Here is a 17,175-nt window from a genome sequence, read left to right as displayed (position 1 = left end):
TCAGCCTCTCTTACACAAACTCTAATTTTTGATCTTTTTCCAACACTACGATAGCTTTTTTCCAATCTTTTCTTTGCCCCATAATTAAGCCGAACCTTTTTTTCTTCCCTTTATAATTCATACATCTAACATCTTTAACTTTTACATTAAACAGTTTTTCAACAGCTTCCTTAACCTGATATTTGTTAGCTCTTTTATCTACAGCAAACACGACTTGATTAAAATTTTCTTTAAGCGTTATAGCCTTTTCTGTAACTAATGGTTTTTTAATTACATCATAAATACTAAGCATTTGTTAATACCTCCGTAATCCTAGGAAGGCAATCCTCTAACATCAATATTGTCCTTGCGTTGATTAAATCATACACATTAAGCCCTTTAACGTTTAATAATTTCACATAAGGGATATTTCTAAATGCCCTGATAACCTTTTCATCCAATGCATTGTAAACAACCAATACTTTTCTATCAGCTTCAAAATTCTTTAATATAGCTACAGCTTCTTTTGTTTTACCATTTTCAACCTTTAAACTATCAATAATTTTTAAAGAATTATCTTCCAATTTAGCTCTCAATGCTGACTTAAGAGCATTTTTCACTTTTTTCTTAGGCATTTTATAGGAATAATCTCTTGGTTTAGGTCCAAATATTGTACCACCACCAACCCATAGTGGTGACCTTATAGAACCAACTCTAGCTCTACCTGTCCCTTTTTGTCTCCAAGGCTTTCTACCACCGCCTCTAACTTCCCCTCTTGTTTTTGTTGAATGCGTACCTGCTCTTCTACAAGCTAACTGCATTACAACTACTTCATGCATCAACCATGGTTTAACAGGATAATTTAATATACTATCTTCAACATTTACTTCTTTTACTTTTTTATTTTCTTGGTTTAACACTTCTAACACAGCCATAGCAACCTCTTACGCTCTCTTCCTTGCTTTTACAGCTTTTCTAACAAATACCAAACTGTTATTATGTCCAGGTACAGCACCTTTAACTAATACTAAATTTTTGTCCGGAATAACTTTTACAACTTCCAGACCCATTACGGTAACTTTTTCGCCACCCATTCTACCAGGCATCTTTCTCCCTTTTGGAGTTTCGCCTGGGAACTCACACATACCAATCGATCCTGGTGCTCTATGAAATTTAGAACCGTGTGATGAAGGACCACCACCGAATCCATGCCTTTTGACAACCCCTTGGAACCCCTTACCTTTAGAGATTCCTTGTACATCGACAAAATCACCTTCTTTGAATATTTCAACAGTGATTTCTTGACCTTCATTAAATTCGTCAGGATTGTCAACTTTAACTTCTTTTAAATATTTTAAAGGCTCAACATTATGTTTTTTAAAATGACCAAGCATTGGTTTGTTTACTTTTTTAAGCTTTGTTACTTTCTCAAAGCCTAACTGCAGGGCATTATAACCGTCCTTATCTTTAACCTTCTTTTGCACAACAACGCAAGGACCTACTTGTAAAACAGTAACTGGAATAACTAAACCCTCAGATGTAAAAACCTGAGTCATCCCAATTTTTTTTCCTAATAATCCGCTCAACATAACCTGCCCTACCTTTTATTATAGTTTTATCTCTACATCCACACCTGCTGATAACTCTAACTTCATCAAAGCATCAATAGTTTGTGGATTGTACTCATAAATATCTATTAATCTTTTATGAGTTCTTAATTCAAACTGCTCCCTCGATTTTTTATTAACATGAGGAGATCTAATTACTGTAAATATCTCTCTTCTTGTTGGTAAAGGGATAGGACCGACAACTCTCGCGCCGGTCCTTTTCGCTGTATTAACTATATCTTTAACCGCTTTATCAATGATCCTACTATCAAAGGACTTTAATTTTATACGGATCTTTTGATTTTCCATTCCATTAACCTCTATTCAATAATTTCTGTTACAACACCAGCACCTACTGTCCTACCACCTTCCCTAATCGCAAATCTCAACCCTTGCTCCATCGCTATAGGCTGTATTAACTCTACTTCACAGCTGATGTTGTCACCTGGCATTACCATCTCTACTCCCTCTGGTAATGTTATCACTCCTGTAACATCTGTTGTCCTAAAGTAAAACTGTGGCCTATACCCACTGAAAAATGGGGTATGTCTACCACCTTCTTCCTTCGTCAATATATATGCCTCACACTTAAACTTCCTATGTGGTGTTATACTCCCTGGTGCAGCCAATACCTGACCACGCTCTACCTCGTCCTTCTTGATACCTCTTAATAACACACCTATATTGTCCCCTGCTACACCCTCATCCAATATCTTACGGAACATCTCTACCCCTGTCACCACTGTCTTCTGTGTCTCTCTCAAACCTACTATCTCTACCTCATCACCTACCTTAACCTTACCCCTCTCCACTCTACCTGTTACCACTGTACCTCTACCTGATATACTAAATACATCCTCTATCGGCATCAAAAATGGCTTATCTATATCCCTCTCTGGCAACGGAATAAACTCATCCATAGCTGCTATCAAATCCCATATAGGCTTAGTCCACTGCTCATCCTCTGGATTCTCCAATGCCTTCAATGCACTACCCTTGATCACTGGTACCTCATCACCTGGAAACTCATATGTATTCAATAAATCCCTTACCTCTAACTCAACTAACTCTAACAACTCCTCATCATCTACCATATCTACCTTATTCATAAACACTACAATATATGGTACTCCTACCTGCCTTGCCAAAAGTATATGCTCCCTTGTCTGTGGCATTGGACCATCTGCTGCGCTAACAACCAATATAGCTCCATCCATCTGTGCAGCACCTGTAATCATGTTCTTTACATAGTCAGCGTGACCTGGACAGTCTACATGTGCATAATGCCTTGTCTCACTCTCATACTCAACATGCGCTGTAGCAATAGTAATACCTCTTTCCCTCTCTTCTGGTGCCTTGTCAATATTATCATACGCAGTAAACTCTGCTAACCCTTTTGTTGATAATACCCTTGTGATTGCCGCTGTTAATGTTGTCTTACCGTGGTCAACATGACCTATTGTCCCTACGTTTACATGAGGTTTCTTCCTCTCGAACTTCGCCTTTGCCATACATTCCTCCTATATTTCTACGACCTTGATTTAATAATTTCTTCTGCAATATTATTTGGTACTTCTTCATAATGATCAAACATCATTGTATATGTCCCTCTACCTTGGGTAAGTGACCTTAATACTGTAGCATAACCAAACATTTCTTTAAGAGGCACAAAACACCTAATTACTTGTGCATTACCTCTCATTTCCATCCCTTCAACACGACCTCTCCTAGAGTTGAGATCGCCCATAACATCACCTGTATATTCGTCAGGAACAACAACTTCAACTTTCATAATAGGCTCTAGTAATACAGGATCTGCTTTCTTAGCCCCATCTTTAAATGCCATAGAAGCAGCTATCTTAAAAGCCATTTCAGATGAGTCCACTTCGTGATAAGAACCATCAAACAAAGTAACCCTAACATCTACTACTGGATAACCAGCTACAACCCCAGTTTCCATAGCTTCAACAACCCCTTTTTCAACTGCAGGGATGTACTCTTTCGGAATTGCACCACCAACAATTTTATTTACAAATTCAAAACCGCTACCTGGCTCCATTGGTTCAATTTCAAGCCATACATGACCATACTGGCCACGACCACCTGTTTGTTTTATATATTTACCCTCAACCTTAACAGGCTTTCTAATTGTCTCCCTAAATGCAACCTGAGGCTTACCTATATTTGCATCAACCTTAAATTCTCTTTTCAACCTATCTACAATAATCTCAAGATGTAACTCACCCATACCAGCAATTATAGTCTGACCAGTTTCTTCATCTACAGTAACTTTAAAAGATGGATCTTCCATCGCAAGTTTATTTAGTGCATTAGACAACTTATCCTGGTCAGCTTTTGTTTTAGGCTCAATAGCCAAGGAAATAACTGGTTCAGGAAACTCTATAGACTCCAAAACAACGGGATTATTTTCATCACATAATGTATCACCAGTTGTTGTATACTTTAACCCTACTGTTGCACATATATCACCAGCATAAATCTCTTTTATCTCTTCACGCTTATTTGCGTGCATTTTTAACAATCTTCCTACACGCTCTTTTTTATCTTTAGTAGCATTCAACACATAGCTACCAGATTCAAGGTGACCAGAATAAACCCTAAAATAGGTCAACTGCCCCATATATGGGTCTGTCAAAATCTTAAAAGCAAGCGCAGCAAATGGTTCATCATCTGATGTATGACGAACAACTTCTTCACCTGTTTTTGGGTTTACCCCTTTTATTGGCGGGATATCCAATGGTGAAGGCAAATAAGCTACCACTGCATCTAATAATGGTTGAACACCTTTGTTTTTAAAAGCAGAGCCGCAAAGTACAGGAGTAAACTCTATATTAATAGTCCCTTTTCTAATCGCATCCATCAACTCTTTTTCTGTTATTTCTTCGCCTTCAAAATACTTTTCCATCAACTCTTCATCGACTTCACAGGCAGCTTCAATAAGTTTTTCTCGATACTCATTAGCTTGATCTATATACTCTTCTGGAATATCAACTATATCATATTTAGCACCTAACTCGTCCCCAGTCCACAAAATTGCTTTCATCTTTACCAAATCTATTACACCAACAAATGAATCTTCAGCACCAACCGGAAGCTGCAAAGCTACGGGCTTTGCACCCAACCTATCAACCATCATTTGCATTACATTAAAGAAGTCTGCACCCACTCTATCCATTTTATTAACAAAAGCTATTCTAGGAACCCTATATTTATCTGCTTGTCTCCATACAGTTTCAGATTGGGGCTCAACACCGCCAACTGCACAGAAAACAGCAACAGCACCATCCAAAACCTTCAAAGAACGTTCAACTTCAATTGTAAAGTCAACATGACCAGGAGTGTCTATTATATTTATTCTATATCCATTCCAAAAACACTGAGTTGTAGCAGATGTAATTGTAATACCTCTTTCTCTTTCTTGTTCCATCCAGTCCATGGTTGCTGTACCTTCATGGACTTCACCAATCTTATAGTTAACACCTGTATAATACAAAATACGCTCAGTAGTAGTAGTCTTACCTGCATCAATATGAGCCATTATACCAATATTTCTTTGTTTTTCTAAAGGATATTTCCTTGCCACCTAATTCCTCCTAAATTACCACCTAAAGTGTGCAAAAGCTTTATTAGCTTCAGCCATCCTATGAGTATCTTCTCTTTTCTTAATTGCAGCACCTTTATTTTCACTTGCATCAATTAACTCATTAGCAAGTCTTTCAATCATTGTCCTCTCTCTTCTCTCTCTTGCAGCTCTAATAATCCACTTTATAGCCAATGATATTTGCCTATCTGGTCTTACTTCTACAGGCACCTGATAAGTCGCACCACCGACCCTTCTAGATTTAACTTCCAATATGGGTTTCACATTTTCTAACGCCTTTTTGAAAACATCTATTCCTTCTTCACCTTTGCGTTCTTTAATTAAATCCATCGCCTTATAAAAAATCTTTTCTGCAATAGTCTTTTTACCATCATACATTAGATTATTGATAAATTTTGTAACCAATACTTCATTATAAACTGGATCTGGAAGCACTTCTCTTTTTTTAGCAACTCTTCTTCTTGCCATAACTACACCCTTCTCACCATAATTTTACTTTGGTCTTTTAGTACCATACTTAGATCTACTCTTTTTCCTATCAGCAACACCAGAGGCATCCAAAGCACCTCTAATAATCTTATATCTGATACCTGGAAGGTCTTTAACCCTTCCACCTCTTATTAAAACAACAGAGTGTTCTTGCAAATTGTGACCGATACCTGGAATATAAGCAGTCACTTCCACTCCGTTTGTTAATCGAACTCTTGCAACCTTCCTTAATGCAGAGTTTGGTTTTTTAGGTGTTGTAGTATAGACCCTTACACAAACACCTCTCTTCTGCGGATTGCCTTGCAACGCAGGAGATTTCGTTTTCTTAACTACTTTCTTTCTCCCTTTTCTCACCAATTGGTTCAGAGTTGGCACTTAACACCTCCAATTTATCATAAACATAACTTAATTTCTAACCCCATAAAACGAGCGTTAGATATTAACAACCCTTTTTTTCCTTGTCAAGAATTTATTTAAATAGCTTTTTTAAATTTAAATTTTTTACCTCTTAAATGTTTTACACCTGTACCAGCAGGTATTAATTTACCCATAATTACATTTTCTTTTAAACCACGCAAATAATCTATCTTACCGTTTGATGCTGCATCTGTAAGCACTTTAGTAGTTTCTTGGAAACTTGCTGCAGATATAAAACTTTCAGTATTCAATGCAGCTTTTGTGATCCCTTGTAAAATAGGTCTCCCTTGTGGTGGTCTTAATCCCTGAGCTAAAAGCTCCTCTTGAACTTTCTTAAACTCATGCTTATAAACTTCCTCTTCTGGCATATAATCTGAATCACCTGGATCCTCTATAATTACCTTTCTCATCATCTGTCTAACGATAATTTCTATATGCTTATCATTTATGTTAACACCCTGTTTTTTATAAACCTCTTGTATTTCATTCACTAGATATTTCTGCAATGCTTCTTCACCAAGAACAGCCAATATATCATGAGGATTAACCAAGCCATCAACTAATGCTTCACCAGCTTTAACTCTGTCACCATCTCTAACATTTATGTATCTTTGAATTGAAACATTATATACTTTCTTATCCCCTGTTTCTTCATTCTCTATAATAATTTTTCTTGTTCCTCTTACTCCACTTTCTATCTTAACAATACCATCTATTTCAGCAATTATCGCTGGATCTTTAGGCTTTCTCGCCTCAAAAAGCTCAGCCACTCTTGGTAAACCAACTGTAATATCTTTTGTTTTTTGAGTCTCTTTAGGTATCTTTGCTATAATATCACCAGGGTAAACTTCTTCACCTTCTTCAACCATGATCATAGCACCAACAGGTAAGATATATCTCTGTATTGTCTTATTCTCTTCATTTTTGATCGATATTCTAGGTTGTCTTTTTTCCCTTGTATTAGAAATAACAACTTTTTGTGCCAAACCAGTAATTGGGTCAATATCTTCTTTAAGTGTTTCACCTTCTATAATATCGCCAAAAGCAACTTTACCTTGATACTCAGTCATAATAACAGCAGCAAAAGGATCCCATTCTGCTAATAAATCACCCTGTTTTACACTATCACCTTCATTAACCAACAATCTTGTACCATAAGAAATATTGTACTTTTCAATCGATCTACCATCCTTATCAATAATATGTAATATACCATTTCTATTAAGAACAACATTAATACCGTTTCTATCTTTCACATATTTCATATTTTCGAACTTAATTTTACCACCAAACTTTGCATTTAATGTCGATTGTTCTGCAGATGTGGATGCCGCACCACCAATATGGAATGTTCTCATTGTAAGCTGAGTACCTGGTTCACCAATAGATTGAGCTGCAATTATACCTACAGCCTCACCTACTTCTACAACTCTCCTTGTAGCTAAATCTAATCCATAACACTTTTGACAAACACCAAATTCCATTTCACATGTAAGCACTGAACGCGCTTTTACTCTATCTATTCCAGCTTTTTCTATTTTATCAACAACTTCTTCTGTAATTAATTGATTTGCTTCAACAAGTAATTCATCAGTCACAGGATCATAAATATCTTCGAGAGTATACCTACCATAAATCCTTTCACCTAAAGACTCTACTATTTCAGTACCATCCATGAGAGCTGTAATCTCAATACCTCTAATTGTTCCACAATCTTCTGCTGTGACAATGACATCTTGAGAAACATCTACTAATCTTCTAGTCAAATAACCTGCATTTGCAGTTTTTAATGCTGTATCTGCAAGACCTTTTCTAGCTCCGTGAGTAGATATGAAATACTGCAACACTGTCAAACCATCCCTAAAACTTGCAGTAATAGGGGTTTCAATGATTTCACCTGAAGGTTTTGCCATTAACCCTCTCATACCTGCCAACTGGCTTATCTGAGACTTAGAACCTCTAGCCCCAGAATGTGCCATCACATACACAGGATTATAAAATTTTTCTCTTTTATTTTTAGCAGATTTATCTCCACCTTGATTAGCTAAATTTTTCATTAAATATTCTGTAACTTTATCATTTGTTGATGACCAAACATCAATTATCTGATTATATCTTTCACCTGCTGTTAATGCACCTTCTCTATAATGCTCTTCAATTTCCCTCACTTTTTCCATTGCTTCCTTAATTAGAGTTTCCCTTTCAGCAGGGATAATCAAATCATCAATACATATTGAAAAACCCGCTTTTGTAGCATATTTAAATCCAATATCCTTAAGTGTATCCAGAAATTTAACTGTTTCAAAATTACCTAATTTCTTATAACAATAATCAACAAGTTTTGTTAACTCTTTCTTATCCAAAACCTTATTTATAACATCAAACTCAAGCCCTTCAGGCACTTCACTGTATAACAATACTCTACCAGTAGTAGTTTCATAAATTTTCCCATCAATTCTAACTTTAATTTCCGCATGCAGATCCAAATAACCATTATCATAAGCTCTCACAACTTCATCAATAGATGAGAATAACTTACCCTCACCCTTAGCGTTTTTCATACCACGAGTGATATAATAACATCCTAGAACCATGTCTTGTGTAGGTACAGCAAGCGGTTTACCGTGCGCTGGAGATAAAATATTGTATGAGGACAACATTAATGTTCTTGCTTCAGCTTGTGCCTCTATTGACAATGGCACATGGACAGCCATTTGGTCACCATCAAAGTCCGCATTAAATGCTGGACAAACCAGTGGATGAAGCTGTATAGCTTTACCTTCCACTAAAATTGGTTCAAAGGCTTGAATACCAAGTCTATGTAATGTTGGAGCTCTGTTTAACAACACAGGATGCTCTTTAATAACTTCCTCTAAAATGTCCCAAACTTCCGGTTTTTGTTCTTCTACCATCCTTTTTGCCTGTTTAATTGTTGCTGCAAGCCCTTTTTCTTTTTCCAACTTATAATAAATGAAAGGTTTAAATAATTCTAATGCCATAATTTTTGGCAATCCACACTGATGCATTTTGAGATGGGGACCAGCAACTATAACAGATCTTCCTGAATAATCTACCCTTTTACCAAGTAAATTCTGCCTAAATCTACCTTGCTTACCTTTAATTACTTCGCTTAGAGATTTTAAAGGTCTCTTATTAGAACCTCTAATCACCCTTCCTCTTCTTCCATTGTCAAAAAGAGCGTCAACAGCTTCTTGCAACATTCGTTTTTCATTTCTTACAATAATTTCAGGAGCATTCAGCTCTAATAATTTCTTTAACCTGTTATTTCTATTTATTACCCTTCTGTATAAGTCATTTAAATCACTAGTAGCAAATCTACCGCCATCCAAAGGAACAAGTGGTCTCAGCTCAGGTGGAATAACAGGAATAACATCTAATATCATCCACTCTGGTTTATTACCACTTTTTCTAAAACCTTCTATTACTCTTAATCTTTTAGCAATTTTCAATTTCTTTTGCTGACTACCTGTTTCGTGTAATTCCTTTTTTAACTCCATAATCAAAAGGTCTAAATCAACCTTTTTCAAAAGTTCTTTTATTGCTTCAGCACCCATTTTGGCTACAAATGAATTTGGCCCATATTCTTCAACAAGTTTTCTATATCTTTCCTCGCTCAATAATTCTTTCTCTTTCAAAGGTGTATTTTTAGGATCAATTACAATATATGACTCAAAGTACAATACCCTTTCCAAGTCTTTGATATTCAAATCTAAAATAGATCCTATCCTGCTTGGGGTACCTTTAAAAAACCATATATGTGCAACAGGAGTTGCTAATTCAATATGCCCCATCCTTTCTCTACGAACTTTAGACTGAATAACCTCAACGCCACATTTTTCGCAAACAATACCTCTATGTTTCATCCTTTTATATTTACCACACAAACATTCCCAATCCTTTACAGGTCCAAAAATTTTAGCACAGAAAAGACCATCTCTTTCAGGTTTAAAAGTTCTATAATTTATTGTTTCAGGTTTTGTAACCTCACCATTAGACCAACTTCTAATTTTTTCAGGTGATGCTATCCTAACCCTTATAGCATCAAAATCTATTGGGCCTTTCTCTGTTTCAAATGGATTAACTCTTTTAACAGCCACATAGCCCTCCAAATATTATTGATTATCATCTTCAAGGTCTTCTTTTTTAATAAGTTCTACATCTAAAGCAAGACCTTGAAGCTCTTTTATTAAAACATTAAACGATTCTGGCAAACCTGTTTTAAAAGAATAATTGCCATTTACAATAGCTTCATATACTTTCGTTCTTCCTTCCACATCATCAGACTTAACCGTCAACATTTCTTGTAGTAAGTAAGCTGCACCATAACCTTCTAATGCCCATACCTCCATCTCTCCTAATCTCTGACCACCAAACTGTGCTTTACCACCAAGTGGTTGTTGTGTAACGAGAGAGTATGGACCAGTAGACCTAGCATGTATCTTAGTCTCAACCAAATGATGAAGTTTTAACATATACATTACACCAACAGTAACTTCCTGGTCAAAAGGCTCACCTGTTCTACCATCATAAAGTACTGTTTGACCATCTTCTTGAAAACCTGCTTTTTTGAGCATTTCTTTTATATCTTTCTCTTTAGCCCCATCAAAAACAGGTGTTGCAACATAAAGACCTAAAGCCTTAGCTGCAATACCTAAATGAGTTTCTAAAATTTGTCCCACATTCATACGAGAAGGTACTCCAAGAGGATTCAATACAATATCAACAGGGGTACCGTCAGGCAAATAAGGCATATCCTCTTCTGGTAAAATCCTTGAGATAACACCTTTATTACCATGTCTACCAGCCATTTTATCGCCAACCATTAATTTTCTTTTAATAGCCACATAAACTCTAACTTGTTTTAAAACACCAGCTGGTAACTCATCCCCTTTTTCAATCTTATTTTTTTTATCTTTAAATTTCTCTTCAGCTCTTTTAATTCTATCAAAGTAAATCAAGTTAATCTGAGATAGTTTTTCATCAAAATCAGCTTTCTTCTCAACAGGAAGAGTGCTTAATGTTGCATAATCCAAGTTTTCCAATACATCTTCCGTTAAAACAGTCCCTTCTTTTAGGACCAAGTCATCACTTATATAATCTTCTATAAGCTTTCTGCCTGTTAACAGCTTAATAATCTTTTTCTTTCTACCTTCTTCAATAATAGCAATTTCATGCTCATAGTCTCTTTTAATCTGTTCAAACTCTTGAGTTTCAATAAGCTCGGTTCTTTCATCCTTTTCTACGCCTCTACGAGTTAAAACCTGTACATCTATGACTGTCCCTCTAATTCCAGGTGGCACTCTAAGTGATGCATCTTTAACATCACCAGCTTTTTCACCAAAAATTGCTCTTAAAAGTTTCTCCTCAGGAGTAGCTTGAGATTCCCCTTTAGGTGTAACCTTACCTACTAATATATCACCTTCTTTTACATAAGCACCTATTCTAATTATTCCACTTTCATCCAGATTCTTCAAAGCTTCATCACTAACATTTGGAATATCCCTCGTAATTTCCTCAGGACCAAGCTTAGTATCTCTTGCTTCAATTTCAAAAACTTCTATATGGATTGAAGTAAAAGCATCCTCTTTTACAAGTTTTTCACTAACTAAAATAGAGTCCTCATAGTTGTAACCCATCCAAGGCATAAATGCTACTACCACATTTCTACCGAGAGCTAAATCACCTCTATCAGTTGCAGGTCCATCAGCAATTACTTCCCCTTTTTCAACAATTTGACCTTTCTTAACTATTGGTTTATAGTTAATACAAGTATCTTGATTTGATCTTTTATATTTTATCAAATCATAAGTATCTATTCCAAATTCATGATTTTCCTTCTCATACCTAATGACAATCTTCCTAGCATCTACATACTCTACTATCCCACCATTTTTTGCTACAATAACTGCGCCTGAATCTACAGCTACCTTCCTCTCTAGACCTGTGCCTACAATAGGAGCATCAGTTCTTACCAGCGGAACTGCTTGTCTTTGCATGTTTGAACCCATTAATGCCCTGTTTGCGTCATCATGTTCTAAAAATGGGATCAGTGCACTAGAGACAGATACGATCTGCATTGGATCAACATCCATAAATTGGATATAACTTGATGGGACAGTAACTGATTCACCTTTATACCTTGCAGCGACATACTCTCTTACAAATGTCCCATCTTCATTTAGTGGAGCGTTAGCCTGAGCTATGTAATACTCTTCTTCTTCAATTGCAGATAAATATACCACTTCATCAGTAACTTTACCATCAACAACTTTCCTATATGGAGTTTCAATAAAGCCAAATTCATTCACCCTTGCATAAGTAGTTAGAGATGTTATCAAACCAATATTAGGACCTTCTGGTGTTTCAATTGGACAAATTCTACCATAGTGAGAAGTATGAACATCTCTTACTTCAAATCCAGCTCTTTCTCTATTTAGACCACCAGGCCCTAACGCTGATAACCTTCTTTTATGTGTAACTTCACTTAAAGGGTTTGTTTGATCCATAAACTGTGATAATTGATAACTACCAAAGAACTCTTTTATCGTCGCTGAAAGCGGTTTTGCATTTAATAAATCTTGAGGAGTTAATTCCTCAACATCACTTATACTCATCCTCTCTTTTACAGTCTTTTCCATTCGAGTAAGACCAATTCTTATAAAATTTTCTAACTGCTCACCAACTGCCCTAACTCTTCTATGCCCTAAATGGTCAATGTCATCTACCTTATCAAGCCCTCTCCTTATCTTATCAAGCGTTTTAACACTTTCTAAAATATCTTCTTTGGTTAAAACAGTATGTTCCAAAGGAATATTAAGGCCTAACCTTTTATTTATTTTTAATCTACCAACTTTAGATAAGTCATATCTTTTAGGATTAAAAAATAAATTTTCAAAAAAAGCTTCTGCTGTTTCAAGAGATGCAGGCTCTCCAGGCCTCATCTTTTTATAAATTTCTAAAAGAGCTTCTTCTCTATTTGATGTTTTATCAATCTCCAATATATCGCGAATAACTGAATCATAATTGTTCTTATCTATATACAACACTTTAATTTCTTTAATACCTTCTGCAATTATCCTATCAATTATATCAGCATCTATTTTCTGATTTATTTCAGCAATCACTTCACCGTCTTCAGTTAATACATCCTCTGCAAAATAGGTCTCAATTAAATCATCTACTGTAACAGGTATATGCTTGATATTAGCATTAATTAATCTTCTTCTAGCAGCTTTAGTTATTTTGTGATTTGCTTTAACTATTACTTCTCCATATTCATCTTTTATATCTTGAGAAAATCTTCTTCCTAAAATCTTCTCAGGATCATAATCAATAAACATACCTTCATCAGTAATGTGAACTGTTTCAACCTCATAAAATTCTGATAAAATATCTTTATCAGTATAACCTAAAGCTTTTAATAAAGTAGTTACTAAAATTTTTCTTTTTTTATCAATCCTTACATGCATTACATCTTTATTATCAAACTCAAAATCTATCCATGAACCCCTATAAGGTATTATTCTCGCACTATATAAATGTTTCTCTACTACACTTTTATCAGCAGTAATATCCTCAAAGAATATCCCAGGTGACCTATGTAATTGATTAACAATAACCCTTTCAACTCCATTAATAACAAATGTTGCCCTCTCCGTCATCAAAGGGATATCACATAAATAAACATCCGCTTCTTTTGCAGACAATACGATTTTTTCCTCAGTAGACTCATCATCATAATTTACCAGTCTTACTCTAATCTTCAAAGGTGCAGCATAAGTAGTATTTCTTTCCAAAGCTTCTCTTGGTGTATATTTAGGCTTTTCTAAAGTGTAATTAACATATTCAAGAACTGCAGACTCATTAAAATCAGTAATTGGAAATATCTCTTGGAATACAGCTTCTAAACCCTTTTTTTCACGCTTATCTGGATCAACATCCATCTGTAAAAATTCTTTATATGATTTTTTCTGTAATTCTAAAAGATCAGGAATTTCTAATACCTTCTTAATTTTAGAAAAATTAAACCTTTCAATAGGTTTAATAATATTTTCCATAATTTTCCCCTATCGGATAGTTTATTAATGATAAAAAAAGGGGCATTTAGCCCCTATTCATATTAAAATTAGATTACTTAACTTCAACAGTTGCGCCAGCTTCTTCAAGTTTAGCTTTAATTTGATCAGCTTCCTCTTTGGTAACACCTTCTTTAACAGGAGCTGGAGTACCATCTACAAGAGCTTTAGCCTCTTTAAGACCAAGACCAGTTATTTCTCTTACAACTTTAATTACTTGTACTTTTTTATCACCAGCACTTTGTAATATAACATCAAAAGATGTTTTTTCTTCAGCAGCAGCTTCACCAGCTCCAGCTGCACCAGGTGCTCCAGCCACCATTGCCACAGGAGCAGCAGCAGATACTCCAAACTTTTCTTCTAATTCTTTTACAAATTCAGCTAATTCTAAAACTGTCATCTTTTCGATAAATTCGATTACTTGCTCTTTTGTAATTGACATACTATTGCCTCCATTTAATTATTTTCTTTTTTCTCTTTAATTGCATTAAGCACATTAAGCAGGCTTCTTGGGATATTAGCAAGCAATGAAACAAAGTTTCTTGCTGGAGCAGAAAGACTACCAAGCATTTTAGCAAGAAGTTCTTCTCTACTTGGGATATCAGCTAGCGCAATAACATCATCTTTAGACAATACTTGCCCAGAAAGATAGCCACCCTTTATTTCAAAATTTTTCAATTCTTTGCTAAACTTTTTAAACTCTTTTGCCGCAGTGGTAGGTTCATCAAAAATTATAGCTATTGCTGTTTGATCAACTAACATTGCATCAAGATCTTCAATATTATTATTCTTGAGTGCAAGTTTCAAAAGTCTATTTTTAACGACTCTAAAGTCGTTTCCAAGTGCTTTAAGGGATTGTCTTACACTGTTTAATTCATGGTAAGTCAACCCCTTAAAATTAGCTAAGTATATAGCATTAGATTTAGATATCTTATCAGTCAAATCATTAACAAGAGATATTTTATCCTGTTTTTTCAATTTCGCCTCCTATAACTCCGGCTGAATCTATCAAAACCGGTTTCCGCAGGATTTACAGCTTACGCTACCTGCTTCTTCAACCAGAGTTTTTTCAAACCTATAATTCGTTTAACACCTTTTGAAAATCCACTTTTATACCAGGACCCATTGTTGTAGAAACAAACATCCCTCTTACATACTGCCCTTTTGCTGAAGCTGGTTTTGCCTTTAACAATGACTCCATCAATGTGTTAATATTTTCTACTAACTTATCAGTCTCAAAGCTTTTTTTCCCAACTGGGGCATGAACTATACCAGCTTTATCAACACGATATTCAATCATACCTGTCTTTAATTCTTTAACAACTTCTTTTACATTATTTGTAACTGTCCCAACCTTTGGGTTAGGCATCAGCCCTCTTGGACCCAATATTTTACCTAATCTACCTACCACTGGCATCATATCTGGGGTGGCTACTGTTTTGTCAAAGTCCAACCAACCATCTTGAATCTTTTTAGCCAAATCCTCATCACCAACAAAATCTGCTCCAGCTTCTTCTGCCTCTTTTGCTTTCTCCCCTTTTGCAAAAACTAACACCCTAACCTGCTTACCTGTGCCATGAGGTAATGTTACAGATCCTCTAACCATCTGGTCAGCATGTCGAGGATCTACACCTAATTTCACAGCTACATCCACTGTCTCGTCAAAATTCGCATATGCAATTTTCTTAGCGAGGTCTAATGCCTCTCGCAGATCATATAATTTCTCTTTATCAATCTGCTTAACTGCTTCTAAATATTTTTTACCTCTTTTTGGCATATCTATTCACTCCTTCAATTCTTTATAATTCGGTCTCTACACCCATACTTCTTGCAGAACCTGCAACTATCTTCATAGCTTTTTCGATATCTTTAGTATTTAAATCAGGTAGTTTTATTTCAGCTATTTTTCTCAACTGCTCTTTAGTAAGTTTTCCAACCTTCTCTCTACCAGGGTTGCTTGCCCCTTTTTCTATTTTCAACTCTTTTCTTATAAGCTCGGACACTGGTGGTGTTTTAGTTATAAATGTAAAGCTTCTGTCCTCATAAACAGTAATAATTACTGGGATTGTAACATCACCCATATTCTGAGTTGCTGCATTAAATGCTTTACAAAACTCCATTATATTAACACCACGCTGACCTAAAGCTGGCCCAACAGGTGGAGATGGGTTAGCTTTACCAGCTGGTATTTGTAACTTAATTTGACCCAAAACTTTTTTTGCCATCTATTCCTCCGCTTATTTAACCAATTCTTTTAACTTGCAAATAATCCAGCTCTATTGGAGTTTGTCTTCCAAAGATCGTAACAATTACTTTTACTTTTTCTTTGTCAGGATTAACTTCCTCTATAACTCCAGTAAACCCTTGGAACGGCCCATCAATTACTTCTACTTTATCCCCTTTTATAAACTTAGAAGCCAACCTCGGAGCCTGTTCTTTAACTAAATCTAACATTACTTTAACATCTTGCTCTGGTATTGGAACTGGATTTCTACCACCCACAAACCCAGTCACTTTCGGAATACTTTTAACTATATGCCAATTTTTAGTATTCATTTCCATGTGAACTAAAATATATCCAGGAAAAGTCCTTTTTTTACTAACCTTTTTCTTCCCTTTTTTTAACTCAACAACATCCTCTGTAGGTATTAACACTTCATCAATCTCATCTTCAATTCCAAGATTTTTAACCTTTTCTTCTAACAATTGTTTAACACGCTTTTCAAATCCAGAATATGTATGAACAACATACCATTGTTTAGCCATTTTTTACCCTACTATCAAATTAATTATTTTAGATAACGCAACATCAACTATCCCAAGAAAAGCAGAAACTATCAGAGTCATAACTATAACAACAATAGTAGTTTGAATAGTTTGATCCCTTGTAGGCCAAACAACCTTTTTTAATTCTTCTTTTACCTCTTCAATAAATCTTTTAAACTTTTCCACAGCTAACCTCTAT

Annotated in this window: 16 protein-coding genes; all 16 read right to left on the bottom strand. The window is 35.5% G+C overall.

Going from position 1 to position 17,175, the window contains the following annotated elements; all coding sequences use genetic code 11:
- Positions 1-10 precede the first annotated feature (10 nt).
- The 16 genes from rplW to secE all read right to left on the bottom strand — a co-directional run bounded on the left by rplW (position 11) and on the right by secE (position 17,162).
- Entirely contained in the window at positions 11-292 is a 282-nt protein-coding gene (gene rplW, locus OWM07_RS02740) for a 50S ribosomal protein L23 (RefSeq protein ID WP_423302134.1), read from the bottom strand.
- On the bottom strand, positions 285-914 hold the full coding sequence (gene rplD / locus OWM07_RS02735; protein WP_423302133.1) for a 50S ribosomal protein L4: 630 nt from the start codon (positions 912-914) through the stop codon (positions 285-287). Before rplD ends, rplW begins: the two co-directional genes overlap by 8 nt.
- Positions 915-923: 9 nt before the next feature.
- Complete coding sequence (gene rplC, locus OWM07_RS02730; protein ID WP_423302132.1) at positions 924-1,568, bottom strand: 50S ribosomal protein L3; 645 nt, start codon at positions 1,566-1,568, stop codon at positions 924-926.
- 18 nt (positions 1,569-1,586) lie between these two features.
- Positions 1,587-1,895, bottom strand: coding sequence for a 30S ribosomal protein S10 (rpsJ, locus tag OWM07_RS02725; protein ID WP_423302131.1), 309 nt, complete (start codon positions 1,893-1,895; stop codon positions 1,587-1,589).
- Between the two features lie 11 nt (positions 1,896-1,906).
- Complete coding sequence (gene tuf / locus OWM07_RS02720) at positions 1,907-3,097, bottom strand: elongation factor Tu (RefSeq protein ID WP_423302119.1); 1,191 nt, start codon at positions 3,095-3,097, stop codon at positions 1,907-1,909.
- A 17-nt stretch (positions 3,098-3,114) separates the two neighbouring features.
- On the bottom strand, positions 3,115-5,190 hold the full coding sequence (gene fusA, locus OWM07_RS02715) for an elongation factor G (protein ID WP_423302130.1): 2,076 nt from the start codon (positions 5,188-5,190) through the stop codon (positions 3,115-3,117).
- Positions 5,191-5,205: 15 nt separating this feature from the next.
- A complete protein-coding gene (gene rpsG / locus OWM07_RS02710) occupies positions 5,206-5,676 on the bottom strand; it encodes a 30S ribosomal protein S7 (protein WP_423302129.1) in 471 nt (156 codons plus the stop codon).
- A gap of 24 nt (positions 5,677-5,700) precedes the next feature.
- Positions 5,701-6,072: a 30S ribosomal protein S12 gene (gene rpsL, locus OWM07_RS02705; protein WP_423302128.1), complete on the bottom strand. Its 372-nt coding sequence runs from the start codon at positions 6,070-6,072 to the stop codon at positions 5,701-5,703.
- A 98-nt stretch (positions 6,073-6,170) separates the two neighbouring features.
- Positions 6,171-10,232 carry a DNA-directed RNA polymerase subunit beta' gene (gene rpoC / locus OWM07_RS02700; RefSeq protein WP_423302127.1) on the bottom strand — a complete coding sequence of 1,354 codons (4,062 nt, stop codon included), beginning with the start codon at positions 10,230-10,232 and terminating at the stop codon, positions 6,171-6,173.
- A 15-nt stretch (positions 10,233-10,247) separates the two neighbouring features.
- Positions 10,248-14,192 (bottom strand): DNA-directed RNA polymerase subunit beta, encoded by a 3,945-nt coding sequence (gene rpoB / locus OWM07_RS02695; RefSeq protein WP_423302126.1) that lies wholly within the window; start codon positions 14,190-14,192, stop codon positions 10,248-10,250.
- A 73-nt stretch (positions 14,193-14,265) separates the two neighbouring features.
- A complete protein-coding gene (gene rplL, locus OWM07_RS02690; protein ID WP_423302125.1) occupies positions 14,266-14,652 on the bottom strand; it encodes a 50S ribosomal protein L7/L12 in 387 nt (128 codons plus the stop codon).
- Positions 14,653-14,666: 14 nt separating this feature from the next.
- Positions 14,667-15,188 carry a 50S ribosomal protein L10 gene (gene rplJ / locus OWM07_RS02685; protein WP_423302124.1) on the bottom strand — a complete coding sequence of 174 codons (522 nt, stop codon included), beginning with the start codon at positions 15,186-15,188 and terminating at the stop codon, positions 14,667-14,669.
- 97 nt (positions 15,189-15,285) lie between these two features.
- Positions 15,286-15,987, bottom strand: a complete 702-nt coding sequence (rplA, locus tag OWM07_RS02680; protein ID WP_423302123.1) for a 50S ribosomal protein L1 — start codon at positions 15,985-15,987, stop codon at positions 15,286-15,288.
- A 22-nt stretch (positions 15,988-16,009) separates the two neighbouring features.
- A complete protein-coding gene (rplK, locus tag OWM07_RS02675) occupies positions 16,010-16,435 on the bottom strand; it encodes a 50S ribosomal protein L11 (RefSeq protein ID WP_423302122.1) in 426 nt (141 codons plus the stop codon).
- 16 nt (positions 16,436-16,451) lie between these two features.
- Positions 16,452-16,976, bottom strand: a complete 525-nt coding sequence (gene nusG / locus OWM07_RS02670; protein ID WP_423302121.1) for a transcription termination/antitermination protein NusG — start codon at positions 16,974-16,976, stop codon at positions 16,452-16,454.
- A 3-nt stretch (positions 16,977-16,979) separates the two neighbouring features.
- Positions 16,980-17,162 carry a preprotein translocase subunit SecE gene (gene secE / locus OWM07_RS02665; protein ID WP_423302120.1) on the bottom strand — a complete coding sequence of 61 codons (183 nt, stop codon included), beginning with the start codon at positions 17,160-17,162 and terminating at the stop codon, positions 16,980-16,982.
- Positions 17,163-17,175 lie beyond the last annotated feature (13 nt).

The sequence above is a fragment of the Deferribacter thermophilus genome (assembly GCF_049472675.1).
In the GTDB taxonomy this organism is placed as follows: domain Bacteria; phylum Chrysiogenota; class Deferribacteres; order Deferribacterales; family Deferribacteraceae; genus Deferribacter; species Deferribacter thermophilus.
This window is presented reverse-complemented; position numbering and strand designations above follow the sequence as displayed.